The organism is Leisingera sp. NJS201 (genome assembly GCF_004535885.1).
Classification (GTDB): domain Bacteria; phylum Pseudomonadota; class Alphaproteobacteria; order Rhodobacterales; family Rhodobacteraceae; genus Leisingera.
The window spans coordinates 2,678,709-2,704,325 of record NZ_CP038234.1; the positions used below are offsets into that span (position 1 = coordinate 2,678,709).

The 25,617-nt window shown below is 63.9% G+C and carries 19 protein-coding genes and 2 pseudogenes; 12 read left to right on the top strand and 9 right to left on the bottom strand.

The features are described from left to right. Nucleotides 1-19 precede the first annotated feature (19 nt). The 3 genes from hrpB to ETW23_RS13290 all read left to right on the top strand — a co-directional run bounded on the left by hrpB (nucleotide 20) and on the right by ETW23_RS13290 (nucleotide 4,819). Entirely contained in the window at nucleotides 20-2,497 is a 2,478-nt protein-coding gene (gene hrpB, locus ETW23_RS13280) for an ATP-dependent helicase HrpB (RefSeq protein WP_134830261.1), read from the top strand. 291 nt (nucleotides 2,498-2,788) lie between these two features. Continuing rightward, on the top strand, nucleotides 2,789-3,247 hold the full coding sequence (locus ETW23_RS13285) for an NUDIX hydrolase (RefSeq protein WP_129370267.1): 459 nt from the start codon (nucleotides 2,789-2,791) through the stop codon (nucleotides 3,245-3,247). A 90-nt stretch (nucleotides 3,248-3,337) separates the two neighbouring features. Next, nucleotides 3,338-4,819 carry an inorganic phosphate transporter gene (locus tag ETW23_RS13290; RefSeq protein WP_129370266.1) on the top strand — a complete coding sequence of 494 codons (1,482 nt, stop codon included), beginning with the start codon at nucleotides 3,338-3,340 and terminating at the stop codon, nucleotides 4,817-4,819. A gap of 66 nt (nucleotides 4,820-4,885) precedes the next feature. Here ETW23_RS13290 and ETW23_RS13295 read toward each other — a convergent pair whose 3' ends face one another. The 4 genes from ETW23_RS13295 to ETW23_RS13310 form a co-directional block, all read right to left on the bottom strand. Further along, a complete protein-coding gene (locus ETW23_RS13295; protein ID WP_134830262.1) occupies nucleotides 4,886-5,605 on the bottom strand; it encodes an SDR family NAD(P)-dependent oxidoreductase in 720 nt (239 codons plus the stop codon). Between the two features lie 96 nt (nucleotides 5,606-5,701). Then, on the bottom strand, nucleotides 5,702-6,277 hold the full coding sequence (locus ETW23_RS13300) for an isochorismatase family protein (RefSeq protein WP_134830263.1): 576 nt from the start codon (nucleotides 6,275-6,277) through the stop codon (nucleotides 5,702-5,704). A 216-nt stretch (nucleotides 6,278-6,493) separates the two neighbouring features. Continuing rightward, entirely contained in the window at nucleotides 6,494-7,420 is a 927-nt protein-coding gene (gene argF / locus ETW23_RS13305) for an ornithine carbamoyltransferase (protein ID WP_134830264.1), read from the bottom strand. Nucleotides 7,421-7,499: 79 nt separating this feature from the next. Then, entirely contained in the window at nucleotides 7,500-8,675 is a 1,176-nt protein-coding gene (locus ETW23_RS13310; protein ID WP_134830265.1) for an aspartate aminotransferase family protein, read from the bottom strand. A 403-nt stretch (nucleotides 8,676-9,078) separates the two neighbouring features. On the opposite strand from ETW23_RS13310, the pseudogene ETW23_RS13315 reads away from it, so the two are divergent. Both ETW23_RS13315 and ETW23_RS13320 read left to right on the top strand, forming a co-directional pair. Next, nucleotides 9,079-9,995, top strand: a pseudogene (locus ETW23_RS13315) (DMT family transporter). A gap of 124 nt (nucleotides 9,996-10,119) precedes the next feature. Next, the gene (locus tag ETW23_RS13320) at nucleotides 10,120-11,358 is read left to right on the top strand and encodes an MFS transporter (protein WP_134830266.1); all 1,239 of its coding nucleotides are present in this window, start codon (nucleotides 10,120-10,122) and stop codon (nucleotides 11,356-11,358) included. Between the two features lie 5 nt (nucleotides 11,359-11,363). On the opposite strand, the gene ETW23_RS13325 is transcribed toward ETW23_RS13320, so the two are convergent. Continuing rightward, a complete protein-coding gene (locus ETW23_RS13325) occupies nucleotides 11,364-12,176 on the bottom strand; it encodes an ABC transporter permease (RefSeq protein WP_134830267.1) in 813 nt (270 codons plus the stop codon). Between the two features lie 160 nt (nucleotides 12,177-12,336). On the opposite strand from ETW23_RS13325, the gene ETW23_RS13330 reads away from it, so the two are divergent. Beyond that, on the top strand, nucleotides 12,337-12,936 hold the full coding sequence (locus tag ETW23_RS13330) for a GcrA family cell cycle regulator (protein WP_134830268.1): 600 nt from the start codon (nucleotides 12,337-12,339) through the stop codon (nucleotides 12,934-12,936). A 140-nt stretch (nucleotides 12,937-13,076) separates the two neighbouring features. On the opposite strand, the gene ETW23_RS13335 is transcribed toward ETW23_RS13330, so the two are convergent. Beyond that, nucleotides 13,077-13,595: a YHS domain-containing (seleno)protein gene (locus tag ETW23_RS13335; protein ID WP_129370257.1), complete on the bottom strand. Its 519-nt coding sequence runs from the start codon at nucleotides 13,593-13,595 to the stop codon at nucleotides 13,077-13,079. Between the two features lie 273 nt (nucleotides 13,596-13,868). On the opposite strand from ETW23_RS13335, the gene yghU reads away from it, so the two are divergent. Further along, nucleotides 13,869-14,744, top strand: coding sequence for a glutathione-dependent disulfide-bond oxidoreductase (gene yghU, locus ETW23_RS13340; protein WP_129370256.1), 876 nt, complete (start codon nucleotides 13,869-13,871; stop codon nucleotides 14,742-14,744). 305 nt (nucleotides 14,745-15,049) lie between these two features. Here the strand turns inward: yghU and ETW23_RS13345 are convergent, their stop codons facing one another. Then, entirely contained in the window at nucleotides 15,050-15,841 is a 792-nt protein-coding gene (locus ETW23_RS13345; protein WP_134830269.1) for an SseB family protein, read from the bottom strand. Then, nucleotides 15,838-16,431, bottom strand: a complete 594-nt coding sequence (locus tag ETW23_RS13350; protein ID WP_134831320.1) for a uracil-DNA glycosylase family protein — start codon at nucleotides 16,429-16,431, stop codon at nucleotides 15,838-15,840. The genes ETW23_RS13345 and ETW23_RS13350 overlap by 4 nt, the downstream gene beginning before the upstream one ends. 266 nt (nucleotides 16,432-16,697) lie before the next feature. Between ETW23_RS13350 and ETW23_RS13355 the strand changes: the two genes are divergently transcribed. From ETW23_RS13355 to ETW23_RS13370, 4 genes are read left to right on the top strand one after another with little or no spacing between them, the layout of a single operon-like run. Next, nucleotides 16,698-17,357 carry an ABC transporter ATP-binding protein gene (locus tag ETW23_RS13355; protein ID WP_129370254.1) on the top strand — a complete coding sequence of 220 codons (660 nt, stop codon included), beginning with the start codon at nucleotides 16,698-16,700 and terminating at the stop codon, nucleotides 17,355-17,357. Further along, complete coding sequence (locus ETW23_RS13360; RefSeq protein ID WP_134830270.1) at nucleotides 17,335-19,062, top strand: capsule biosynthesis protein; 1,728 nt, start codon at nucleotides 17,335-17,337, stop codon at nucleotides 19,060-19,062. The genes ETW23_RS13355 and ETW23_RS13360 overlap by 23 nt, the downstream gene beginning before the upstream one ends. Before the next feature lie 15 nt (nucleotides 19,063-19,077). After that, nucleotides 19,078-19,911, top strand: coding sequence for a 3-deoxy-8-phosphooctulonate synthase (gene kdsA / locus ETW23_RS13365; RefSeq protein ID WP_134830271.1), 834 nt, complete (start codon nucleotides 19,078-19,080; stop codon nucleotides 19,909-19,911). Nucleotides 19,912-19,932: 21 nt separating this feature from the next. After that, on the top strand, nucleotides 19,933-21,429 hold the full coding sequence (locus ETW23_RS13370) for a phosphomannomutase/phosphoglucomutase (RefSeq protein ID WP_134830272.1): 1,497 nt from the start codon (nucleotides 19,933-19,935) through the stop codon (nucleotides 21,427-21,429). Between the two features lie 212 nt (nucleotides 21,430-21,641). On the opposite strand, the gene ETW23_RS13375 is transcribed toward ETW23_RS13370, so the two are convergent. Next, nucleotides 21,642-23,552: an AsmA family protein gene (locus tag ETW23_RS13375; protein ID WP_134830273.1), complete on the bottom strand. Its 1,911-nt coding sequence runs from the start codon at nucleotides 23,550-23,552 to the stop codon at nucleotides 21,642-21,644. A gap of 639 nt (nucleotides 23,553-24,191) precedes the next feature. Here ETW23_RS13375 and rimO point away from each other — a divergent pair. After that, nucleotides 24,192-25,609 (top strand): annotated as a pseudogene (gene rimO / locus ETW23_RS13380) (30S ribosomal protein S12 methylthiotransferase RimO). The last annotated feature ends 8 nt before the right edge of the window (nucleotides 25,610-25,617 follow it).

Here is a 25,617-nt window from a genome sequence, read left to right on the forward strand (position 1 = left end):
GCTTTAGCGATAAGGCGGCATGACCAGATTGCCGATCGAAGACGCCCTCCCCGAACTGCTGGACGCCCTGCGCGGCCATCGCCGTGCCGTGCTGCAGGCGCCGCCGGGTGCAGGCAAGACCACGCGGGTGCCGCTGGCGATGCTGGAGGCGGCGTTGACCCAGGGCCGCATTGTGATGCTGGAACCCCGCCGCTTGGCCGCCCGCGCCGCCGCCGAACGGATGGCGGAAACGCTGGGCGAGAAATCCGGCCAGACCGTCGGCTATAGGGTGCGAGGCGATGCCAAGGTTTCCAGGTCCACCCGGATCGAGGTGGTGACCGAGGGCATCCTGACCCGGATGCTGCAGTCGGACCCGGACCTGCCCGGCATCGGCGCGGTGATCTTTGATGAATTCCACGAACGCTCGCTGAACGCCGATCTGGGGCTTGCCCTGTGTCTTGAGGTGGCGGGCGCCCTGCGCGATGACCTGATCCTGATGGCAATGTCGGCAACGCTGGACGCGGAACCGGTGGCGGCGCTGATGGATGCACCGATGATCACCTCCGAGGGGCGCAGCTATCCAGTAGAGACCCGCTGGCTGGAACGCCCTCTGCCTGCCCAGGCCCGGCGCGGCGACGCACTGACGGATCTGGTGGTGCAGGCCGAAAGGGACACCCGCAGCGCAGACCGGGATCAGGGCGGCGGCATTCTGGTGTTTCTGCCCGGCGAGGGCGAAATCCGCCGCGCCGCCGGCGCCTTGGCCAAACGCCTGCCCGGCCATTGCCATATCCGCCCCTTGTTCGGCGCCCTGCCCTTTGCCAAGCAGCGCGCCGCCATTCAGCCCGAGAAGGAAGGGCGCAAGGTGGTGCTGGCAACCTCGATTGCCGAAACCTCGCTGACCATTCAGGATATCCGGGTGGTGGTGGATATGGGGCAGTCCAGGCGGGCGCGGTTTGACCCCGGCTCCGGCATGTCGCGGCTGGTGACCGAGAAAGTGACCCGCGCCGAGGCGACCCAGCGCCAAGGTCGCGCGGGGCGGGTTGCGACGGGCATCTGCTACCGGCTGTGGACCAAGGGCGAGGAAGGCGCGCTGATGGGATTTTCCCCCGCGGAGATCGAAAGCGCTGACCTCACCGGTCTGGCGCTGGAGCTGGCCTTGTGGGGCGCAGCGCCGGAGGATCTGTCGTTCCTCAGCCCGCCGCCTGCCGGCGCGCTGAGCGAAGCGCAAGCGCTGCTGCAGATGCTGGGCGCGTTGACTGGGCAGGGGCGGATCACCGAACACGGCAAGGCGCTCTCATCCCTGCCGCTGCATCCCCGCCTTGGCCACATGCTGCTGACCGCCGGCCCGGCTGCGGCGCCGCTGGCAGCCCTCCTGGGCGAGCGCGACCCGCTGCGCGGAGCCCCTGCCGATCTGTTATTGCGGCTGAAAGCGCTAAAGGATCCCAAGGGGTTTGAACGCGCCTGCCCCTATCAGCTGAACCGCCCGGTGGTGGAACGGATCAAAAGCGAGGCCCGGCGGCTGGAACAGCAGGCCGGGCGCGGCACCGGTACTGTTACGGGTACTGGCACGCTGTCCCCGGCAGCGATGGCGGCACTTGCCTATCCCGACCGCGTTGGCCAGCGCCGCAAGGGGGACGCGCCGCGGTTCGTGCTGTCGGGCGGCAAGGGCGCCATTCTGGATGGCGGCGACACGCTGGCGGGCGCGCCTTTCATCGTGGCGCTGGACACCGACGGCAACCCGCGTGAAGCCAGGATCCGGATGGCGGCGCAAATCTCCCAAAGCGAAATCCGCGAGCTGTTTGCGGATCAGATCGCTTGGGATGATATGTGCGAGTGGTCAAAGCGTGACCGCCGGGTGACGGCCCGCCAGAAGGAGCGGCTGGGTGCCGTCGTACTGGATGACCGGATCTGGAAGGACGTGCCGCCGGACGCGGTGGCGCGGGCGATGCTGGACGGGGTGCGCGACCTGGGCCTGCGGCTGACCGGCGCCGCGGCGCGGCTTGCCGCACGGGTGGAGCTGGTGCGCGGCGAAGGACATGATTTGCCGGATTTCTCCCTCCCCGGCCTGACGGATACGCTGGAAGACTGGCTGCTGCCGATGCTGGACGGGGTGAATTCTGCCGGGGACTGGAAACGTTTCGACCTGCTGCCCGCGCTGCGTGCCGCCCTCAACTGGGAGCAGACGCAGCTTCTGGACCGCGAGGCGCCGGGCAGTTTCATCACGCCGCTGGGGCGCAAGATCCCGATCAGCTATGACGGTGAAGTGCCGGAAATCTCCGTCCGCCTGCAGGAACTGTTCGGCGTCAGCCGCCACCCATGCGTGGGCGGCGTTCCGCTGAAGATAGCCCTTTTGTCCCCGGCACAGCGCCCGATTCAAATCACCCGCGACCTGCCAGGCTTTTGGGCGGGGTCTTACGCGGACGTCCGCAAGGACATGCGCGCGCAATACCCCAGGCACCCCTGGCCCGAGGACCCCACACAGGAAGATCCGACATTGCGGGCAAAACGGCGCAAATAGCCACCCGCAGTGCGCCGCAAGGCGCGCTGCCCGGCCCAACGGCCGACGGCGCATCTGTGATGCGCTGTCCTGGCGGCGGGAGCCCTGCCCGCCCAGGGCTGCCCTGCACCCGAAGCGGCGGCACCGCGACGCTTCGCGGCGAACGCAAACGGTGCATAAATGCGGCGGCCTGCGCGCCGCCCCCGGCGGCATATCTCAGGCCGCGGCCTTGAAACTCCGGGCATTCAGGCTTACTTTCCCACAACTCCACACAAAACACGGGACCAACCCAACCACAAAGGCTGAGCATATATGACAAGCACTCTGATCCGCGCCTGGGAAGAAATTCTCAAGCCGATGCTGAAACGACCAAACCGCCTGCAAGTCGCCGCGCTGTGCTGCCGCACCGGCGAGGACGGCAAAGAAGTGCTGATGATCACCAGCCGTGGCACCGGCCGCTGGATACTGCCCAAAGGCTGGCCGGTCGAGGGCAAGGACGGACCGGATTCCGCCCTGCAGGAAGCCTGGGAAGAAGCGGGCGTCCGCGAGGCCCGCATCTCGCAAAAGCCGATCGGTGAATACAACTACACCAAATACCACGACAACGGCACCGAAGAACCGGTGACGACGCTGATTTTCTCCGCCGAGGTGGAGCAGCTGACCGACGACTACCCCGAATCCGCTGAACGCAACCGCCAATGGATGCGCCCGGAACAAGCCGCAACGCTGGTGCAGGAGCCGCAGCTGCAGGAGCTTTTGCGTCAATTGTAAAAGTTATGTGACATTTTCATGTCTAACGCTTGATCCGTGACCGGAGCAGCGTTAGGCGCGTGCGCAGACCTCGGAATCAGGAATGCGACGATGAGCGATCAAGATCAGCGCACGCAGTGGAACACGCTGGACAAGGATCTGAACAGGATCTCCCAGCTCGAACTGGCGACAGCCTATGCCTCCCGGCCTCTGGTGGGGCCCGGTATCGCACTGGCCTTTATCGTAGTGGCCGGCCTGGCGGCCGGCGTCTTCTTCGGCGGCTCGGCGATGAATATGGTGGTGATCGCCGCCGCCGCATTCGGCGCCTATATGGCGATCAACATCGGCGCCAATGACGTTGCCAACAACATGGGGCCGGCGGTGGGCGCCAATGCGCTGACCATGGGCGGCGCCATTGTGATTGCCGCCATTGCCGAAAGCGCCGGTGCGCTGCTGGCGGGCGGTGACGTGGTTTCAACCATCTCCAAGGGCATCATCGACCCCGCTGCGGTTTCCAGCAGCAGCGTGTTCATCTGGGCGATGATGGCAGCCCTCATTTCCTCGGCGCTGTGGGTAAACCTGGCCACCTGGGTCGGCGCGCCTGTGTCTACCACCCATTCGGTGGTTGGCGGCGTGCTGGGCGCCGGTGTGGCTGCCGCAGGCATTGCCGCGGTGAACTGGCCCACCATGGGCAAGATCGCCGCCAGCTGGGTGATTTCGCCCGTTTTGGGCGGGGTGGTTGCGGCACTGTTCCTGGCCTTCATCAAGGCCAAGATCATCTATCAGGACGACAAGATCGCCGCAGCCCGGCGCTGGGTGCCGGTGCTGGTGGGGATCATGGCAGGCGCCTTTGCCGCCTATCTGGCGCTGAAGGGCCTGAAGCGGATCGTCAAGATCGACCTGCAGACCGCACTGCTGATCGGTGCAGGCGCCGGGGCGCTGTCTTATGTGATCACCGCGCCGCTGATCAAGCGCCAGTCCGAAGGCATGGAAAACCGCAACAAGTCGCTGAAGGCGCTGTTCGGCCTGCCACTGGTGATTTCCGCCGCCCTTCTGTCCTTTGCCCATGGCGCCAATGATGTCGCCAATGCGGTCGGCCCGCTGGCGGCCATCGTGCATGCCACCGAATTCGGCGACTTCGCCTCCAAAGTCACCATTCCCACATGGGTGATGGTCATCGGCGCCTTTGGCATTTCGTTCGGCCTGTTCCTGTTCGGCCCCAAACTGATCCGCATGGTCGGCAGCCAGATCACCAAGCTGAACCCGATGCGCGCCTTCTGTGTATCGCTGTCTGCCGCCATCACCGTAATTGTGGCCAGCTGGCTGGGCCTGCCGGTCTCCTCCACCCATATCGCGGTGGGGGCGGTGTTCGGCGTCGGGTTTTTCCGCGAATGGCACATGGAGCGCCGCCTGAAGAAAACCGTCGAAGGGCGCCCGGCAGCCAAGCGTATCGCCCCCGAAGAACGCCGCCGCCGCAAGCTGGTGCGCCGCAGCCACTTTATGACCATCGTGGCTGCCTGGGTGATTACTGTGCCTGCTGCCGCGCTGCTGTCAGCGGTAATCTTCCTGCTGCTGAACGCCATCGTCGGCTGATCCGCACTGCCGCGGCATTTTACAGCCCCCGCGCCAGCCGGCTGCGGGGGCTTTTCTTTTCGCGGTTCAGAACCTCTCCACCCAGGGCCGCAGCACCAGCTCGTCGCTCCAGGCTGAGCGGTTCTGATTGATCAAGTGCATGTATTCGGCAGCGATGGCATCCGGATCCAGCATGCTGTCGGGATTGCCCGAGGCCTCGGTCCGTTCGGGCCGCGATGCATTGCGGATGCCGCCATCGATATTGACCCAGGCGACATGGATACCTTGCGGGTGCAGTTCCCGCGCCATGGCTTGCGCCAGGCCCCGCTGTGCAAATTTCCCCATCGCAAAAGGCGCCGACAAAGCAAACCCCTTCACACCCGCCGAGGCGCCGGTGAACAGGATGGTTCCGCGACGCCCGTTTGCGGGCTGCTGTGACAGCATCCGCCGCGCCGCCGCCTGCCCCAGCAGAAAGGCGCCGTAAGCCGTGACCTCCACCGCCTTGCGGACGGTTTCCGGGTCCAACTCCGTAAGCGGTCCGCGGACACGGGCGGAGGGGTTGTAGCAAGCCACCCGCAAATCCCCTCGCAGGCTCTCCACAAGCTGCCCGATCCCATCGCCATCAGTGCCATCCACCTGATGCAGCCGCGCGCCGGTTTCTGCGGCCAGATCTTCGAGGTTGCCAATGCTGCGCGCCGCAAGATGCAGCGCATAGCCGGCATCTGACAGCTGCCGGGCGAAAGAGGCGGACAAGCCCGTTCCCGCCCCCACGATCAGCGCAACCGGTTTCGATGATGTCTCTGCCATGCCGGAACCTCCCCTGTTGTGACACTGGAAAGCTGGTGGCAATTCCGCCCCGGTTCAAGGACCCGCAGCAACGGGCCCTTGCGTCACCTTTGTGGCTCAGGCAGGCGTGGCTGCCGGCAATTGCGCAAGGATCTCCGACGCAGGCAGCACCGTGCCAAAGCCGGCATGCAGCGCCGACAGCGTCACCTCCAGTACCTGCCCGGCGTCCAGCTCGCCGCCTTTGCGCGCAGGCAGCGAGAAAGCGATCAGCGCATCCTCAACAACCTGGATTTCAAACCCCAGGTTGGCTGCGGAACGGGCGGTCGAGTTGACGCAGAAGGCCGCAACCCCGCCTGCAATCACCAGCCGGGAGATGCCGCAGTCGCGCAGATGCTGTTCCAGCCCGGTGCCAACAAACCCGGAGGAGCCGGTTTTCCAGAACACCGCCTCGCCGTCCGCCGGCATGGCGCATTCCATAGGCTGGCCGCTGGGCAGATCGCGGCGAAACCCGCTTTCGGGGCGCGGGTCGTCATGCATCACATGCACAACCGGCAGGCCGGCTGCGCGGAAAGCGGCAGCCAGACCTGCGATCTTCTCCTCGGCCTGCGGATTGGCCCGCTGGCGGCCGGAGGCGGTCACATTTGCCATCTCCTGCTGCATGTCGACAATCAGCAAAGCTGTGGTCCGGTCCATGAAAAATCCCTCGCGCTTGAATACCGGCGCGAGGATTGCAGAGCTGAACAGCATAAGCCAGCGCAATTCCCTTTCCACCGGACCAGAAACGGACGGCCCGCGCAAAACGCACTGCGCCAGGCCAAAGGCCCGGCGCCACGCCCAACTGGCAAGGTTCATTCTATTGAATGCACCGCAGCAGGCGGGAGCACCCGCCCTCCGCGCAAACAGCAGAGGTCAGCCGCCGATGCACCAGCGCATGACAGCCTTTTGCGCATGCAGCCGGTTTTCCGCCTCGTCAAAGATCACCGATTGCGGGCCGTCCATCACGGCGCTTGTCACCTCTTCCTCGCGGTGGGCTGGCAGGCAGTGCATGAACAGCGCGTCCGGTTTGGCAGCGGCCATCAGATCGTCATTCACCTGATAGGGGCGCAGCATGTTGTGGCGGCGTTCCTTGGAGGACTGGCTGTCATGCATCGACACCCAGGTGTCGGCCACAATCAGATCGGCGCCCTCAACCGCTTTGAACGCGTCCCGCTCAACGGTCACCTTGGAGCCCGCCTTGCGCGCCAGACCGATGAACTCCTCCTCCGGATCCAATTGCGCCGGGCCGGTAAAAGTGAGGTCGAACCCGAACTGCCCGGCGGCATGCAGGAAGGAGGCACAGACGTTATTGCCGTCGCCGGCCCAGACCACTTTCCTGCCCTTGATCGACCCGCGGTGCTCCTCATAGGTCAGCACGTCGGCCATGATCTGGCAGGGGTGGGTGCGGTCCGTCAGGCCGTTGATAACCGGCACGTCCGAGTATTCCGCCATCTCGGTCAGCACAGTTTCGTCAAAGGTGCGGATCATGATCATGTCGACGTAGCGGCTGAGCACGCGGGCGGTGTCAGCAATGGTCTCGCCATGGCCCAGCTGCATGTCCTTGCCCGACAGCACCATGGTCTGGCCGCCCATCTGGCGCACCCCGGCGTCAAAGGACACTCGGGTCCGGGTCGAGGGTTTTTCAAAGATCAGCGCCACCATCCGGTCCTTCAGCGGCAGCTCATCATCCAAGGCGGCCTTGGGCTGGCCAAGGCGCGCCAGTTTGGTGGCCTTTGCCTGGTCGATGATCGCCCGCAGGTCGGATGGATCGGTTTTGTGGATGTCGAGAAAATGGTTCATCACTGTATCGCTTCTGGCTAGCGAAGGCCGGGGGCTGCCTGCCCCCGGACCCCCGGGAGTATTTATCCAAAGGTGAAGATCAGGCGGCTTCGACCTGGGCGGCGGTTTGTTCCAGGCGGTTGACCGCTTCGGTGATGTCCTCGTCGGTCAGGGTCAGCGGCGGCAGCAGGCGGATCACGTTGTCCGCTGCCGGGACGGTGATCAATTCGTTGCCGTAGCCCGCGTTAACCACGTCAATGTTGACCGCCTTGCACTTGAGGCCCAGCATCAGACCGGAGCCGCGCACCTCTTCAAACACCTCCGGGTGGTCGGCAACCAATCCTTCGAGCTTTTGCCGGAACAGACCCGACTTGCGTTTCACCTCGGCCAGAAACTCAGGCTCCGCGACATGATCCATCACCGCGCAGCCCACGGCGCAGCCCAACGGGTTGCCGCCATAGGTGGAGCCATGGGTGCCCGCAGTCATGCCGCTGGCGGCCTCTTCCGAAGCCAGCACCGCGCCCAACGGGAAGCCGCCGCCGATACCCTTGGCCACCATCATGATGTCCGGGGCGATGCCGGCCCATTCATGGGCAAACAGCTTGCCGGTCCGCCCGACGCCGCATTGCACCTCATCCAGGATCAGCAGCAGGCCGTGCTCATCACAGATTGCGCGCAACGCCTTCAGCTCCGCATCCGGCACCGGGCGGATGCCGCCCTCGCCCTGCACCGGCTCGATCAGAATCGCGGCAGTGTTGTCCGAAATGGCATTGGCCACGCCATCCAGGTCGCCAAAGGTCAGATGCACGAAGCCGGGCAGCAGCGGACCAAAGCCCTTGACCATCTTCTCAGACCCTGCGGCGGCGATGCCGGCCGAGGACCGGCCATGAAAGGAACCGTCAAAAGTGATGATTTCCACCCGTTCGGGCCGGCCCTTGTCATAGAAATACTTGCGCGCCATTTTCACTGCCAGTTCGCAGGCCTCGGTGCCGGAGTTGGTGAAGAATACGGTGTCGGCAAAGGTATGCTCCACCAGCTTGTCCGCCAGCGCCTGCTGCTGCGGGATGTGGTAGAGGTTAGAGACATGCCACAGGTTCTGCGCTTGGGTGGTCAGCGCCTCCACCAGCGCCGGATGGGCATGGCCCAGCGCGTTGACCGCGATGCCCGACCCCAGATCCAGAAAGCGTCGCCCGTCCGCCGTGGTCAGCCAGGCGCCTTCGCCTTTGACGAACTCAAGCGGTGCACGGTTATAGGTCGGCAGAACGGACGGGATCATCAGGATCATCCTTTTCAAAGGTTGAAGCCAAAGCTGTGCAACAGCTGGGGCCTTGGGTCAACGGTGGGTCAATGATTTTGGAAGGGGATGCGCCATGAAAGGGCACAATGGATCAAAGGGCCGGTCACGCCAGGCGGCGTCGGCGTCGCGAAACGGTGGTATTTGCGCGTTTGATCATGGGTGGGTTCCATAGTGGAGGATTGAGCGAAAGAAAACCCCTTTTGTACAACCCAGCCCGCCAATCCGCCGCAGCGCCCCGCTCGCCCCTTCACCTTTGCCGAAATATTCCGGGGTGAATTGGTCGCCAGGCCAAGAGGGGCAGCGCCCCTTGCTGCACAAGACTGCTGCCGATTGCAGAGCGTTTTCTCTTGCATCCCGCGGCGGCTTGCCGCACCGCTTTGCCATGACCCGTTACACCCCGCAGAACCCGGCTCTGGCCGCCGCCCTGATCCTTGCCGCGACAACCTTCATCGCAGGCACCACTCTGCTGGCCAAGGCATTGGGAACCGGTAGCCTGGGCGCACCGCTGCATCCGCTGCAAATCAGCCATGGGCGGTTCCTGTTTGCCTTCATGGGCATTTCAACTGCGGTGCTGATCCTGCGGCCCAGGTTCATCCGGCCGCATTGGGGCTATCACATCGGGCGCACCTCCTTCGGCTGGGCCGGGGTGACGCTGATGTTTGCCTCGGTCGCTTACATCCCGCTGGCCGATGCTACCGCGATCACCTTCCTGAACCCGGTGTTCGGCATGCTGCTGGCCATTCCGCTGCTGGGCGAGCGGGTCGGCCCCTGGCGCTGGGGGCGGCGTTGGTTGCCATGATCGGAGCGATGATCCTCTTGCGCCCTACCCCGGCCAGCTTCCAGCCCGCAGCCTTGCTGGCGCTGGGGGCCGCGGCGGTGATGGGGCTGGAGCTGATTTTCATCAAGAAGCTCGCGGGCCGCGAAGGGCCGCTGCAGGTGCTTTGGTTCAACAACCTGCTGGGCATGATAATCGCAAGCTGCGCCGTGGTGCCGGTCTGGCAAATGCCCAGCCTTGCGCAGTGGGGCGCGCTGGCCGCACTGGGGCTGCTGATGGCCTGTGCCCAGGCCTGTTTCATCAATGGCATGGCCCGCGCTGATGCCTCCTTTGCGGCGCCGTTCAGCTATGCGACGCTGGTCTTTGCAGCCCTTTATGACTTTATTGGCTTTGGCGTGGTGCCGGATGCCATTTCTTTCCTTGGCGCCTTTATCATTCTGGCGGGCGCCGCCATCCTTGCCTGGCGGGAAGGGCGGCCCAGTCCCCCGGCGGGCCGCGCGGCTGCTGCCGCGCACAAGCCTTAGCCGCCCGGCCATCACGAAAAGTTATTTCCGGCGCCAGGCCCGCATGCGACCCTTGCGTCGAAAAACGGCATTTTCCCTGCATCTTCCGCGCCACGCTGTCCTTTGACAGAACAGGAGGACGCAGATGCACGAGAGGCGGATTCCCGAATGGCTGCGCAATGCGCCAGTGCCTTCGGTGCGGGACTTTGGCATCCTGGCCGGGCTGGAAGCCGTGGTGCGCGGCATCCTGATCTCGGTCTTTCCCCTGATCATGTACCGGGCATTGGGCGATGCCGGGATGGTTTCTGTCTCATACTTTGCGGTCGGCATCCTGTCGCTGCTGGCCGGGTTGATGATCCCTGCCCTGATCCGGGTGGTGCCGCGCCGCTGGGCCTATTCGCTTGGGGCGCTGATGTTCGTCACCTCTGCCGGCTTTGCCATCGAGGGCAGCCCGGTTTCGGTGCTTGCCGCCCTTGCACTGAACACAGTGGCGGCGGTGACCACTTTCATCTGCTTCAACGCTTATGTGCTGGACTACATTTCCCGGATGGAACTTGGGCAATGCGAAACCTCGCGGATGTTCTATTCGGCCCTTGGCTGGACCGCAGGCCCGGTGGCCGGCGTGCTGCTGCTTGAGGTCTGGGCGCCCGCCCCGTTTGTGATATCCGGCAGCGCTGCGCTGGTGATGCTGGCGGCCTTCTGGTGGATGCGGATGGGCAACGGCAAGCAGATCGCCCGCGCCCGCGGCCCGGCCTCCAATCCCTTGACCTACCTGCCGCGCTTTCTGGCGCAGCCGCGTCTGGTCGCCGGCTGGCTGTTTGCGGTGATCCGCTCGGCCGGGTGGTGGATCTATGTGGTCTACCTGCCGATCTTTGCTATCGAAAAAGGCCTGGGAGAGGAGCTGGGCGGTATCTTGCTGTCCGTTACCAATGCCGCCCTGTTCGGCGCACCGCTGCTGCAGCGCTGGGTGCAACGGCATTCGATCCGGCTTGCGGTGCAGGCCGGTTTTTTGGGGGTGACCGCCTGTTTTGGCGCCGCCTGTGTTGCCCAGGGATGGCCTGCAGTGTCGATCACCTTGCTGGTGGCCGGTTCGGCCGCGCTGATTCTCCTGGATATCTGTGCGGGTCTGCCGTTTCTGATGGCGGTGAAGCCGTCCGAGCGCACTGAGATGTCGGCGGTCTATTCCAGCTACCGCGACATTTCCGGCATTCTGACCCCTGGCGTTGCCTGGCTGGTTCTGCTGGCGGCGCCGGTTGCGGGAATTTTTGCCGCAGGTGCGGCAGCCGCCGCGGGGGCGGTGCTGCTGGCCGGAAACCTGCACCCGCGGCTTGGCCGCCGGAAACAGATGCCGCCTTCAGGCGAAGATCCGGTCCCGGCAGAATAGCAGCGTCAGGGTTTCAACCGGTAGCCGGAGCGCAGCATGGCCCAGGCCAGCAGGCACACCGCAAAGGTGGCGCCGCTGCAGACCGCCAGCCCCAGCAGCGGCGGGCTGTCGGAAGTGCCGATCACTCCGAATCGCACGCCGTCGATCAGGTAGAAGACCGGGTTCAGATGTGAAATCGCTTTTAATACCGGCGGCAAAGCCTCAACCGAATAGAAGGTGCCGGACAGGAAGGCGAGCGGTGTCACGATGAAATTGGTGATTGCTGCCATCTGATCGAACTTGTCAGCATAGACCCCGGCCACGATACCCAGCCCGCCCAGGAAAGCCGCACCCAGAACGATGAACACCAGCGCTGTCAGCGGATGCGCCGGCACGATCTGCAGCACTGCCATCAGCCCCAGCCCGATGGCCAGTGCCACCAGCGTGCCGCGCGCCACCGCGCCCGCCAGATACCCCAGCAGGATCTCCAGCCCGGACAGAGGCGGCATCAGCGTGTCGACGATATTGCCCTGCACCTTGGCAATAACAATAGAAGACGACGTATTGGCAAAAGCGTTCTGGATCACCGTCATCATCATGATGCCCGGCGCCAGGAAGGTCAGGAACGGCACCCCCATCACATCGCCGCGCTGGGGACCGATGGCAATGTTGAAGATCATCAGAAACAGCGCCGCCGTCATCAGCGGCGCCAGCAGCGTCTGGGTCCAGACCGCCAGAAACCGCTTCACCTCGCGCCAGGCCAGCGCCTTGAGCCCCAGCCAGTTCACCCGTCCGAACCGGCGTGCGCCCAATTCAACCTGATACCCCTGATCCGCCATGCTGCCCCCGTTTTTCGCTGCTTTGCCTGCATAACGGCTGCGGCAAGGGGCGCAAGATGCCTTGTAACTCCGCCCGCAGTGATTAGAATAGGGCGATCACACGGAATATGATGGCGGCCGCAGAATCCCTGGGGCCGCTATTAGCTTGGAAAGGCAACAGATGTCCTGGACAGACGAGCGCGTCGAACTGCTCAAGAAAATGTGGGGCGAGGGCCAGTCGGCCAGCCAGATCGCCAAAGAACTGGGCGGCGTCACCCGCAACGCGGTGATCGGCAAGGTGCACCGCCTCGGCCTGTCCAACCGCAACAGCGGCACAACCAAGGCCGCCGAGCCCAAGGAAAAGCCCGCAGCAGCCCCCGCCGCTGCAGCGCCGAAACCTGCGGCCGCAGCCAAACCCAAGCCGCAGCCCAAGACCGAGCCGGCCCGCCCCGCAGCGGTCCAGCCGGCCTCAGCCGACGCCAAACCGGCGACGCCTGCACGCCGCCAGATCATCCCGGCCGGCCAGCCCTTGCCGCCGCAGCCGTCGGCCAATGAAATCAGCCCCGAAGCCCTGGCCAAGGTCAACGAGATCGAAAAGAAGGCCAAGAAGCTGAGCCTGATGGATCTGACCGAACGCACCTGCAAGTGGCCGGTTGGCGATCCCGCGACCGAGGACTTCTGGTTCTGCGGCCTGCCGTCTCAGCAAGGCAAACCTTATTGCGAAGCGCATGTGGGCGTGGCGTTCCAGCCGATGTCCTCGCGCCGCGACCGCCGCCGCTGAAGATCAGGCGGACGCTGCCAGTTTGCGAGCAACCCTTGAAACAAGCAAACCCGCGCCTTGCAGCGCGGGTTCTTCATTTCTGCGGTCCGTTTGCCCGGCGGACGGCTCAGAAGCAGGGCACCGGGCAACCCAGCGCTGAATCAGTTCGCCACCGGACCTTCGGAGGTGAACTTGGGGATCACACTGCCCGAGGCCGCGTCCGGCTCAATCCCCGGCCAGTTGCCTTCGGCCAGGTTGATGTTTTCCGGAATGTCCTCTTCCCAGAAACCGACGACAACGTCGGTGATGTTCAGATACAGCTTGTCATCCACAATGCGCCACAGGTTCGGATTGGCGGGCACCTTACCGCCGCGCGACACACCATAGGCGCAGTGGCCGTCATATTGCGGCGCATAATGGGCCGGATTTTCAAGGAACTTGTCGCGGTTCTCCGCCGAGGAGAACGCCCAGTCGGCTCCATTGTATTCTGCAGTGAACGCAGTGCTGCCGCGTACCGGAGCGGTCTGCGGGCTGCCGACCGGGTTCATGTCAAGACTGCGATAGGCCACCACGTCATAGCCCGAGACGGCAAATCCGGTGCCATCGACATATTGCTCGCCTGCAAAGGCCGGCAAGGCAAAGGACAGCGCTGCCACGGCAGCAAATGCAAAACGCTTCATGAAATCTTCCCTTTCATCGGTGATCGCTTCAATTCGGGCACCGGCATCTTATCCGGCTTCGTGTCAGACACTATAGGTCCCGGCGCAAATGCGAAGGGGGGTTCACGCGGCTGTGTGCGCAGACGAGACCCCGTGAGCATTTTGTAAAATTTCCGCGGCCTGTACCTTCCAGTCATTGGAATTTCCAATTCCCCTCTTATCTCTGTCACAGCCAATTGCCGCAGCGCGTGCGATTGACCGCAAACCGGAAACAATCAAAGCAAGGCCCGACAGATGAGCGACACCCCCTATACCCCGCCGAAAGTCTGGAAGTGGGAGCAAGAAAACGGCGGCGAGTTTGCCTCCACCAACCGCCCTATCGCCGGCGCGACGCATGACAAGGAACTGCCGGCGGGCAAGCACCCGCTGCAGCTTTACTCTCTGGCGACCCCGAACGGGGTAAAGGTCACGGTGATGCTGGAGGAACTTCTGGCCAAGGGCCATGCGGGCGCCGAATATGACGCCTGGATTATCAAGATCGGCGACGGCGACCAGTTCGGTTCCGGCTTTGTGGAGATCAACCCGAACTCCAAGATCCCGGCGCTGCTGGACCGCAGCGGCGATGAACCGGTGCGGGTATTCGAAAGCGGTTCGATCCTGATGCATCTGGCCGAGAAATTCGGGGAATTCCTGCCCAAGGAGGGCACTGCCCGCACCGAAACCCTGAACTGGCTGTTCTGGCAGATGGGCAGCGCCCCGTATCTCGGCGGCGGCTTTGGCCATTTTTACGCCTATGCGCCGGAGAAATGGCAGTACCCGATCGACCGTTTTTCGATGGAGAGCAAACGCCAGCTTGACGTGCTGGACCGGCAGCTGGCGGAGCGGAGCTATATCGCCGGTGAAGATTATACCATCGCCGACATGGCGATCTGGCCCTGGTACGGCCAGCTGGTTCTGGGCCGTCTTTATGATGCGGCGGAATTCCTGGATGCGGAAAGCTACAGCAATGTGGTCCGCTGGGCCAAGGCCATCGACGCCCGCCCGGCAGTGCAGCGCGGCCGCATGGTGAACCGCTCCTTCGGCGAGCTGGACACCCAGCTGCACGAGCGCCACGACGCGAGCGATTTCGACACCCGCACCCAGGACAAGCTGGAACCGGCAGCGGAATAACCGCCAGCCAAGCCCTCCCGCGCCCGCGAAAGCCCAGGCAAAGCCTGGGCTTCCTTTTGCGGCCTTGGGCCTGGCGCCGCGCTGTCGCGCGGCGCACCACCGATTGCAAGCAGCCTTCTACCCTTTGCCGGATCAAGGGCTGGCATACTCCCGAACAAACGCTTAATGGACAAAATTGCTCTGCAAGCGCGTCTCAGCAGAAAGAGCCGCGCTGCGCACAGCACAGCGCCACCCCCAACTGTGAGGCACATTTACAAAATGTGCCGGAGCAGGCGGGAGCGCCCCCTCCTCCCGATCCGGCCCGGCTACACCAGCCGCGGCGGCTTGTCCGGATTGCTGCCCGGGATCTCCGGCTGGAGGGCGTCCGGTTCCGGCGGCTGCGGCAGGTCGAACCGCAACCCGACCCGGGCCAGGCTGGCCGCGACCGGATCCTCGGCCTCAAAAAAGGCCACATCCATCGCCCCCGCCTCAACTCCGGAAAAGGTCAGCGCTTCGCCCGCGGCCTTGGCCAGCGACGGTTGCGCAGCCTCCTTGGCGCCGACAAATCCCAGCAGATGCCCCTGGCCGCCGCCGGCATACCGCACCCCCGCCAGATAGGCCGCTGCCGCCAACCCGCCGGCAGTAGCCAGCTTGGCGTCCAGCGACGTCAGCAGCACCTCCGGCATCCCGGTTGGCGGTGTAAACTCCGCAATGCCGGCTTCCACCTCGTCCGGGGTGTGGCCAAGGGTCTGATGCAGCCAGCCGACCGCGCCGGGCGGGATCAGAATGGCAGAGGGCGCCACCTCCAGGTTCAGGCCCAGCCCGATCCCCTGCCCGGCGAGCATCTGGGTGATGACGCGGCCGGAAAGCCCCGCATAAGGCACCGCCCGGCCCGCAAACTGCGCCAAGCGCTCCTCGCGGTCGAACACCAGCACAAAGGCGCCTTCAGGCGTCTCAAACAACTCAGGCGAGATCTGCCCGCCGGCGGCTTCTTCGGTCAGCATAAGGAACAGTTCGCTGTCAGCCAGCCGCTCGTAGAACCGCAGCCGGGCGGCATCATCCGCCGAGGCCGCCTCCATCGCCGCATGGGCCAGATCCAGCGGGGTTTCTTCTGTCATCGCATCAGCTCCTTCACCCGGGTCTGCAGCACCGGCAGCAGCTCGGCTTCGAACCAGGGGTTTTTCTTCAGCCATCCGGTATTACGCCAAGACGGGTGCGGCAAGGGGAAGACCTGCGGCGCATGATCCCTCCAGCCCTGAACCAGCGGTGTCAAAGGCCCCTTCACCCCCAGGTGATAGCGCTGCGCATGCGCGCCGACCAGCACTTTGAGGCGGACATCCGGCAGCTGCTCCATCACTTGGGCATGCCAGGTCTTGCAGCACACCGCAGGCGGCGGCAGATCCGCCTTTTTGCCGTTGTAGCCGGGAAAACAGAACCCCATCGGCACCACCGCCACCCGGTCCTTGTCATAGAACTCCGCCTCAGTGAGGCCCAGCCAGGCCCGCAGCCGGTCGCCGGACGGATCGGTAAAGGGGCGGCCGCTTTCATGCACCCGCGCACCCGGCGCCTGGCCGGCAATCAGGATCCGCGCTGAGGGGCGGAACCACACAACCGGGCGCGGCTCATGCGCAGTGGCGGTGGCGGCAAAGCGGTCTGCACAGATCCGGCAGCCACGAATCTCTGCCTTCAATTGCTGCCCGGCCTTCATTGTCCCGCACTTGGAAACAGTCATCTCTCGCCCCGCCTTGCCATCCCGCCGCCCAAAAACCCGTCCCGCACCCCGGATCGGGGCTGAATTGGTTAAAACTTCATTGAACATTTATGGTACTATTCGACATAATAAGGCCAAATTCGCGGCGTAGGCCATTAACACTCTTTTGATACCAAAGAGCCACGGGCGCGTCAGTGCGCCTTTGTGAACATGAGGCAGACAGAGCCCGCAAGAGGGCCGCACGAGCAGCACCGGAACCAGCAATGCTTGAGTTTGAAAACGTCAGCAAGTCCTTCTGGACAGGGACCCAGCGCAAGGTGATCCTTGACCGCGTGTCGTTCCGCGTCGAGCCGGGCAAGTCGCTGGGCGTGCTGGCGCCGAACGGCACCGGCAAGACCACGCTGATCAACATGATGGCCGGCCTGGAAAAACCGGATGAGGGCGAGATCCGCCGCAACTGCAAGATTTCCTTTCCGCTGGGGTTCATGGGCGGGGTGATCAGCCGCCTGTCCGCAATGGAAAACTGCCGCTATATCGCCAAACTGTATGGCCTGGATCCCGACTATGTGGAGGCCTATTGCCGCTGGCTGTGCGGCCTGGGCGAATATTTCGACCAGCCGATCGGCACCTATTCTTCGGGGATGCGGGCACGGTTCAGCTTCTCGCTGATGCTGGCGCTGGACTTCGACATCTACTTGATTGATGAAGGCATGCCCAGCACCACGGATGTGGAGTTCAACCGCAAGGCCGGCGAAATCCTGCAGGAGCGGCTGGAAACAACCACAATCATCATCGTCTCCCACCAAGCCAAGACGCTGGAGAAATTTGCCCGTTCAGCTGCGGTCCTGCTGCAGGGCCAGTTGCACATTTTTGACACTTTGGAAGAAGCGAAACAGCTCTATGACTACGAAACCGAGAGCTAAAAAGTTCCGCATCCGCCGCAGCCCCGCTGCAGCCGGAGCCAGCGGTGCCGGGGATCAGCCTCAGGCGGCCGGCGCAGCTGCAAGCCCGGCGGCCGGGCATTCCCAGCCGCGAACAGCTGCTGCCGCCGCCCGGCCCGCGGCGCCTGCAGCAGCATCGGCAGCCCAGGCAGCCCCGGCGAATCCGGGCGCAGCACATCCGGCTGAAACGCAGACCCGCGCCGCGCCGATGTCCGGCATGGTCAGCTCGGCCCGCGAGACCCAGCAGGAAACCGATATCAATGCGATCCGCCACGAAGGCCTGACCGGCCGCCAATTGCGCCTGGCCCGCCGGATGGCGCAGAAACACAATCTTGCCCCTACTTCGGATTTTGAAGCCGTGCAGATGCTGCGCGAACGCGGCATCGACCCGTTCAAGCGCGCCAATATGCTGGAACTGGTGGTGCCGCAAAACAAGGCGCAGCCCGCAGGCACCCCGCCTGCGCCCGGATCGGTCCAGCTGCCGCAGACAGTGCCCGCGGGCAAAACCACCCTGCCCTCGACCGAGCTGAGCCCGGCAGAGCGGCGCACCCGTGAAATCCAGGAAATTCAGCGCGACATCGCCCGCCGCCGCCGCCGCAAACTGACCTTGCTGGCAGCCCGGCTGGCCTTTTTCGTGCTGCTGCCGACGCTGGCCGCAGGGTTTTACTTCTATTCGGTGGCGACGCCGATGTATTCCTCCAAATCCGAATTCCTGGTGCTTAAGGCCGACAGCGCGGGCGGCGGCGTCGGCGGCCTGCTGTCGGGCACTCAATTCGCCACCAGTCAGGATTCGATTGCAGTGCAAAGCTACCTGATGTCCAAGGAGGCGATGCTGCGGCTGGACCGCGAGGCCGGCTTCAAGGCGCATTTCACCCAAGCCTGGCTGGACCCGATCCAGCGGCTGGAGAGCGGCCCGACAAACGAGGAAGCTTATGCCACCTACAGCCGCAACGTGAAGATCGGCTATGACCCGACCGAAGGCGTGGTGCGGATGGAAGTCTCTGCCGCCGATCCCGAAGCAGCGGCGGAATTTTCCCGCAAGCTGATTTCCTATGCGCAGGAGAAGGTGAACAACCTGTCGCAGCAAAAGCGCGCCGACCAGATGTCGGAAGCCGCATCCGCCCTGTCAGACGCCGAAGGGCAGCGCCGCGCCGCCCAGGAACAGCTTGTGCTGCTGCAGCAAAAAGGTTCGGTTCTGGACCCCGAAGGGGTCGTGGCCTCTCTGCGCCAGCAGATCAGCACCTTTGAAATCCAGCTGGAGGAAAAACGGCTGGAACTGGCCGCCCTTCAGGACAATGCCCGGCCCAACCGGGCAAAGGTGTCCGGCGCCGAGGCCGACATCCGGCGGCTCGAAGCGGTGATCGCAAGCCTCAACAACCGGATGGTCGACGCCTCGGCAGGCGAAAACTCGCTGGCCAATCTTCGGATCCAGATCCAGATGGCCCAGGCCGATCTTGCGACCCGCGATCTGATGCTGCAATCGGCCTTGCAGCAAGTGGAAACCACCCGTCTGGAGGCCAACCGCCAGGTCCGCTATCTGACTACCGCGGTGGAGCCTGTTCCCAGCCAGGAACCGTCTTATCCGCGCAAGTTCGAGAATACCGTTTTGGCTTTCCTGATCTTTTCCGGTATTTATCTGATGTGCTCGCTTACCGCGTCTATCCTGCGGGAACAGGTCTCATCATAAAGCTATCGGAAGCTCATGAAAAACATCGATATCGCCGGCCTCACTATCGGCAATGATTGTCCGCTGACATTCATCGCCGGCCCCTGCCAGCTGGAAACCGCAGACCACGCCCGGATGATTGCCGGGCAGCTGAAAGAGGCCTGCGACAAGGCCGGCGCCCAGTTTGTGTTCAAAGCCTCCTATGACAAGGCCAACCGGACTTCGCTGTCCGGCAAGCGCGGCCTGGGGCTTGACGAAGGGCTGAAGGTCCTGGACACCATCCGCCGCGAATTCGGCGTGCCAGTGCTGACCGACGTGCATACCGAGGCGCAATGCGCCGTGGCGGCAGAGGCGGTTGATATCCTGCAAATCCCCGCCTTTCTGTGCCGCCAGACCGACATGCTGCTGGCGGCAGGCAATACCGGCAAGGCGGTGAACATCAAAAAGGGCCAGTTCCTGGCGCCCTGGGACATGGCCAATGTGGTTGCCAAGGTGGAAAGCACCGGCAACTCCAATATCCTGCTGACCGAACGCGGCACCTCCTTTGGCTACAACACCCTGGTCGCCGACATGCGGTCGCTGCCGCAGATGGCGCAGGGCGGCTACCCGGTGGTGATGGACGCCACCCATTCGGTGCAGCAGCCCGGCGGCAAGGGCGGCTCCACCGGCGGCCAGCGCGAGTTTGCGCCGCTGATGGCACGTGCGGCTGTCTCTCTCGGTATTTCAGCGGTGTTCATCGAAACCCATGAGGACCCGGACACCGCGCCGTCCGACGGGCCGAACATGATCTACCTGGATCAGATGCCGCAGCTTATCGGCAGCCTGATGCGCTTTGATGCGCTGGCCAAGGCCGATCCCATCCGTATTTGAACCAGCAAAGAGATTTCAGAGATGACAAAACCCCAGTCCGAGGTGACCCCGAACACCTGGAGCTTTCTGCGCGATGCGATGATCAAGCCCACGGGTTTCCGCGAATACGACGCACGCTGGAAGTACCCCGAGGAGATCAACCTGCCCGGCATGACCGCCCTGGGCCTGGGGCTGGGCACCCAGATGCGCAAGCGCGGGATCGAGCCGGTGATTGCGGTCGGCAACGATTACCGGGATTATTCGCTGGCGATCAAAAACGCCCTGATGCTTGGCCTGATGCAGGCGGGTATCCAAGTGAAGGACATTGGACCCGCCGTGTCGCCAATGGCCTATTTCGCGCAGTTCCATTTGGATGTGCCTGCCGTCGCCATGGTCACCGCTTCGCACAACCCGAACGGCTGGACTGGCGTCAAGATGGGCTTTGACCGCCCGCTGACCCACGGCCCCGATGAGATGGGCGAGCTGCGTGACATCGTGCTGAACGGTGAAGGCCAGCCCGCTCCCGGCGGGTCATATGAGTTCGTGGACGGCGTGAAAGAGGCCTACCTTGATGATCTGGCGGGGGATTTCAAAATGTCCCGCCCGCTGAAGGTTGTCTGCGCCACCGGCAATGGTACCGCCTCGGCCTTTGCGCCGGAGCTGTTCAAGCGCATCGGCGTCGAGGTGGTCGAGAGCCACAACGAGCTGGACTACACCTTCCCGCATTACAACCCCAACCCCGAAGCCATGGAGATGCTGCACGACATGTCAGCATCGGTGAAGGCCTCCGGCGCCGATCTGGCGCTTGGCTTTGACGGCGACGGCGACCGCTGCGGCGTGGTGGATGACGAGGGCGAGGAGATCTTTGCCGACAAGGTGGGCGTGATCATGGCCCGCGACCTTTCCAAAATCTATCCGAACTCCACCTTTGTGGCGGATGTGAAATCCACCGGATTGTTTGCCTCTGACCCCGAGCTGCAAAAGAACGGTGTGACGGCGGATTACTGGAAAACCGGCCACAGCCACATGAAGCGGCGGGTCAAGGAAATCGGCGCGCTGGCGGGCTTTGAGAAATCCGGCCACTACTTCCTGGCTGAACCCATCGGCCGCGGCTATGACTGCGGTATGCGGGTGGCGGTTGAAGTCTGCAAGATGCTGGATCGCAATCCGGATCAATCGATGTCGGACCTGCGCAAGGCCCTGCCCAAGACCTGGTCCACCCCGACCATGTCGCCCTATTGCGCCGACACTGAAAAATACGGCGTTCTGGAGCGGCTGGTGCAAAAACTGGTGGCCAAGCATGAGGCGGGCGAAACCCTTGCCGGCCGGGCGATCAAAGAAGTTGTCACCGTGAACGGTGCGCGGGTGATCCTGGACAATGGCTCCTGGGGGCTGGTGCGCGCGTCGTCCAACACGCCGAACCTGGTGGTGGTCTGCGAAAGCTCCGAAAGCGAAGACGAGATGCGGGCTATTTTCGCAGATATCGACGCGGTGATCCGCACCGAGCCGCTGGTCGGCGATTACGACCAGACAATCTGATCCCAGCCCAAGAGGTATTTCGCCTGCTGACGCAGGCGATCCGCGCCCGCCTTCGGCGGGCGCTTTTTCTTTCTGCTGAGAAGCGTTCGAAAGGCAGGTCTGCCCCTAGCTGCGCCATACCAAGTGTACGGCGCCTGCAGCCGCGTCAAGGACACGCCGGGCTGCGCCCGGTGGCCTTCGGCCATCCTTCACCCGGCTTTCGGCTGGAGGGGTCAGTCGCCGCCCAGGAGTTTCAGCAACTGGTCCCGCGCTTCCTGTTCGATGCGCTGTTTCAGCACGTCGTTCAGGTCCTGCTCCGGCGCAATCTCTGTGTTCAGCTCTTCGCTCAGCTTCTGACGCACCCGGTCCTTGGCTTCCTGTTCGATCTCGTCGATTTTCGGCTGCAGCGCCTGGCTCAGGTCCGGGCGGATGTCCGGGTTTTCCCAAGGGCCGGTGATCCGCACCGGAATGGTCAGCACCTGATCTCTGCCTGCCCGCACCAGTTGGGGAATAAACAGGTAATCCAGATCCCGCGCGCCCAGCCCGATCCGGCCCTTGCCTTCGGCGCGGAACCCCTTGAGCAGAACCAGAAGATCCTGGTTGCGCAGGTTGCCGCCGTCAATTGTGTAACTGGCTGTCATCTGATCAAACACTGTGCTGCCGCCATTACCGCCCGAGCGCATCAGCTGCTCCAGATCGAAACCGGTAAAGAAGCCTTTGCCCGCTTCCAGCCAGCCCTTGCCGCTGAGCGAGCGCATGATTGCACCTACTGAGTTTCCGGCCCCCAGGAATTCCAGCTCCCCCAGCGCCTCGCCGTTCAGCCGGCTGTAGCCCGCGGTTTCGCCCAGGGCCCGCTCCAGCCTGATGCCGTTGAACGAGAGCTTGCCGCCCACCGACAGGCCATTGCGGTTGTTGGCAACCACCTGCCCCCGCACCTGGCCGCCGAACATGGAGGCCGGCAGGAAGTTTACCACCGCGCGGCTGCGCTCGACCGTCAGGTTCAGCGTGCTGGCTCCCAGGATCACACCGCCGGTGTTCAAGCTGTCAAAGGACAGGTCAACGACCGCATCAGCCAGCCCCAGCGCCGAGGCATCAATCGCGTCCTTGGGCCAGCCTGCCGCGGCTGCCCCGCCGCTGCCAGAGCTGCCCGCCCCGCCAACCAACGCAGAGAAATCCAGCGCGCCGCCGCGCAGTTGCGCAGTGAACTCCGGCCGCTTGTTGAATTCTGCATCCGCGGCGCCGGTCAGTTTGTTGCTGCCCAGCTCAACCGCCAGATCGCGCATCGACAGCCGCCTGTCGGCGGTATAGGTCACATCAGCGCCGAACACGGTCTTTTGCGCCAAAGCATCCGGCAGGACCAGCCCCAGCGCGACACCCGTTTGCAACGCATTATCAGCGCCAAAGGTCAGCCGCCCGCTGGCCTCGCCGTTGATATCGGCATGGCCGTCAAACCGACCCTTGCCGCCCGGTGCCGTCACCGTTGCCCCGATCGAGGACACCTCACCGGCCAGAAACGCTGCAAAGGTGCCGATCTCGGCATCCACCTCCACCGGCTCTCCCGCTGGGCGCAGGGTCGCCTTGGCGTTCACGGTGCCATCGGGTTCAGGCCACAGCAGGCTAAGGTCGATATTGTTCATCTCCACCGGCGCTTCGCCATATGCGGCGTAGCGCAGCGAGGCCCCGGTCAGATCGACCGCTTCGATCCTGAGCGGCAGCGCACCGCTGCTGCTTGCGGCCGTGCCGCCAGAGGCTGGCGCGCCGCTGCCAAAGACCCAGTTGCCGATGCCGTTTTCGTTGGTGGCCAGGTTCAGATGCGGCAGGATCGCCGAGATTTCCGTGACCCGCACATCGCCCTGCAACAGCTCTGCCGCCGCCACGCCGATGGTCAGACGCTCGGCCCGCAACATCGGCTCGGGACCCGCCCAGTCCGCATTGGACAGCGTCACCGCGTCCGCCTTGACCCCCAGCGTCGGCCAGAAGGTGAAGCGCACCTTGCCGCCGAACGCCAGCTTGCGGCCCGTCTGCGTCTCCAGCTGATCGGCCGCCAGCCGCGCGATTTTCTCGCCCGGCAGCAACAGCACCAGCCCCGCCAGTACAACCACCGTCAGCACCAGCGCGGTCACAACCCGGATTATCAGCTTCATCAGCCCACTCCTCATGTCTTGTCCCCTGTAGTCCAAGGGTCTTTTTGCCAGCTTACCGTCTGGTGGAGCGGGTGCAATGCAGGAAGCCACTTCCTGCATCAAAGCTTCGCGCGTTTTGACTGCAGGATAGCCGTATCCTGAGAACAGGCCGAACAGCAGATAGGGCAGCCGCTGCCAGATGGAGCCGGTCTTTCCGGCAAAATGCATTTCCCGGCGGAATGAAGAAGTGCTCGTCTTCGGGGAGACCTTGTTTGACGAGGATATGTCGGACAGTGGCGCAGGCTTCGCGCGCGGTTAGAGACCTCTGCTTGGCTTGAGGTGGCCAGTTCTTCGCCTCAGCGGTGAAGAGAGCAGCTTTGGCAACCACAGTTTCAGAAGATACCGGATATGCATCAGGACACACAAAACCCCGAAGACCGGCGGCACCTTCAAACGCTGCATTGCCGTTGCTGCAGAGTTTTGCGCCCGCAGGCTAAGGGCTTTGGCGCTCCACCTTCAAGAACTTACGAAGGGCAGCGCCTGACCTTGCGGCCGTGCAAAGGAAAAATAGCCGCCCGGTATCCAAGGGGGCACAGGGGGGGGTGCGCCTGCGCCCCCGTTTTCCTTGCCTCTTGCCGCATTCCTGATATACGCGCGCGAATGACCAGTACCCCGTCCAGCAACCCGCCCAGCCTTCGCCCCGACCTTGCCCCCCGCCCGCAGTTCGGTGATGCGCCGCGCCCGGACCAGCCGACCCTCGGCATGGTGTCGCTCGGCTGCCCCAAGGCGCTGGTGGACAGCGAGCGCATCCTGACCCGGCTGCGCGCCGAAGGCTATGGCATCTCGCCCGACTACGCCGGCGCCGACGCGGTCATCGTCAACACTTGCGGCTTCCTGGACAGCGCCAAGGCGGAAAGCCTTGAGGCCATCGGCGAAGCGCTTAAGGAAAACGGCAAAGTCATCGTCACCGGCTGCCTGGGCGCCGAGCCGGACTATATCCGCGAGCACCACCCGCGCATTCACGCGGTCACCGGCCCGCATCAGTACGAACAGGTGCTGGACGCGGTGCATTCCGCAGTGCCGCCCTCCCCGAACCCTTACGTGGACCTGCTGCCCGCGGCAGGCGTTAAACTGACCCCGCGGCACTTCAGCTATCTGAAGATTTCCGAGGGCTGCAACCACAAGTGCAAGTTCTGCATCATCCCCGACATGCGCGGCAAGCTGGCCTCGCGCCCCGTCCACGCGGTGCTGCGCGAGGCGGAAAAGCTGATCGGGGCCGGGGTGCGCGAATTGCTGGTGATCAGCCAGGACACCTCCGCCTACGGGCTGGACCGCAAATACTCCACCCATCCGTGGAAGGGCGAAGAGGTGCGCAGCCATATCCTTGACCTCAGCCGCGAGCTGGGCAGGCTGGCCCCGGCGGATGAGCTGTGGGTGCGGCTGCATTATGTCTACCCCTACCCCTTTGTGCGCGACCTGATCCCGCTGATGGCGGACCCGGACAACGCGCTGCTGCCCTATCTGGACATCCCCTTCCAGCACGCCCACCCGGACGTGCTGCGCCGCATGGCCCGCCCGGCGGCGGCGGCCAAGACGCTGGACGAGATCACCGCCTGGCGCGCGACCTGCCCCGATATTACCCTGCGCTCCACCTTCATCGTCGGCTTCCCCGGCGAGACCGAGGCGGAGTTCCAGCATCTGCTCGACTGGATGGATGAGGCGCAGCTGGACCGGGTCGGCTGCTTCAAATACGAAAACGTCGACGGCGCGCGGTCGAACGATCTGGCCGATCACGTGCCGGAAGAAGTGAAGCAGGAGCGCTGGGACCGGTTCATGGAGAAGGCGCAGGCGATCTCCGAGGCGAAACTTGAGGCGAAAGTCGGCCGGACGATGCAGGTCATTGTCGATGACATCGACGAAGACGGCATCGCCACCTGCCGCACCAAATCGGATGCGCCGGAGATCGACGGCAACCTGTTCATTGATGAGGGAACGGACGGGTTGCAGGCGGGTGATCTGGTGACCGTTGAAGTTGATGAAGCCGGGAGTATGACTTGTGGGGATGTATAACAGGCTAGTGACACGG

What these genes read in the sequence shown, in the direction of transcription:
- yghU (WP_129370256.1), top strand. Translation starts at nt 13,869, where the DNA reads ATGAGCGACACCCCCTATACCCCGCCGAAAGTCTGGAAGTGGGAGCAA.
- ETW23_RS13325 (WP_134830267.1), bottom strand. Translation starts at nt 12,176, where the DNA reads ATGGCGGATCAGGGGTATCAGGTTGAATTGGGCGCACGCCGGTTCGGA.
- ETW23_RS13290 (WP_129370266.1), top strand. Translation starts at nt 3,338, where the DNA reads ATGAGCGATCAAGATCAGCGCACGCAGTGGAACACGCTGGACAAGGAT.
- kdsA (WP_134830271.1), top strand. Translation starts at nt 19,078, where the DNA reads ATGAAAAACATCGATATCGCCGGCCTCACTATCGGCAATGATTGTCCG.
- hrpB (WP_134830261.1), top strand. Translation starts at nt 20, where the DNA reads ATGACCAGATTGCCGATCGAAGACGCCCTCCCCGAACTGCTGGACGCC.
- ETW23_RS13300 (WP_134830263.1), bottom strand. Translation starts at nt 6,277, where the DNA reads ATGGACCGGACCACAGCTTTGCTGATTGTCGACATGCAGCAGGAGATG.
- ETW23_RS13295 (WP_134830262.1), bottom strand. Translation starts at nt 5,605, where the DNA reads ATGGCAGAGACATCATCGAAACCGGTTGCGCTGATCGTGGGGGCGGGA.
- ETW23_RS13350 (WP_134831320.1), bottom strand. Translation starts at nt 16,431, where the DNA reads ATGAAGGCCGGGCAGCAATTGAAGGCAGAGATTCGTGGCTGCCGGATC.
- ETW23_RS13345 (WP_134830269.1), bottom strand. Translation starts at nt 15,841, where the DNA reads ATGACAGAAGAAACCCCGCTGGATCTGGCCCATGCGGCGATGGAGGCG.
- ETW23_RS13355 (WP_129370254.1), top strand. Translation starts at nt 16,698, where the DNA reads ATGCTTGAGTTTGAAAACGTCAGCAAGTCCTTCTGGACAGGGACCCAG.
- ETW23_RS13310 (WP_134830265.1), bottom strand. Translation starts at nt 8,675, where the DNA reads ATGATCCCGTCCGTTCTGCCGACCTATAACCGTGCACCGCTTGAGTTC.
- argF (WP_134830264.1), bottom strand. Translation starts at nt 7,420, where the DNA reads ATGAACCATTTTCTCGACATCCACAAAACCGATCCATCCGACCTGCGG.
- ETW23_RS13370 (WP_134830272.1), top strand. Translation starts at nt 19,933, where the DNA reads ATGACAAAACCCCAGTCCGAGGTGACCCCGAACACCTGGAGCTTTCTG.
- ETW23_RS13360 (WP_134830270.1), top strand. Translation starts at nt 17,335, where the DNA reads ATGACTACGAAACCGAGAGCTAAAAAGTTCCGCATCCGCCGCAGCCCC.
- ETW23_RS13335 (WP_129370257.1), bottom strand. Translation starts at nt 13,595, where the DNA reads ATGAAGCGTTTTGCATTTGCTGCCGTGGCAGCGCTGTCCTTTGCCTTG.
- ETW23_RS13320 (WP_134830266.1), top strand. Translation starts at nt 10,120, where the DNA reads ATGCACGAGAGGCGGATTCCCGAATGGCTGCGCAATGCGCCAGTGCCT.
- ETW23_RS13375 (WP_134830273.1), bottom strand. Translation starts at nt 23,552, where the DNA reads ATGAAGCTGATAATCCGGGTTGTGACCGCGCTGGTGCTGACGGTGGTT.
- ETW23_RS13330 (WP_134830268.1), top strand. Translation starts at nt 12,337, where the DNA reads ATGTCCTGGACAGACGAGCGCGTCGAACTGCTCAAGAAAATGTGGGGC.
- ETW23_RS13285 (WP_129370267.1), top strand. Translation starts at nt 2,789, where the DNA reads ATGACAAGCACTCTGATCCGCGCCTGGGAAGAAATTCTCAAGCCGATG.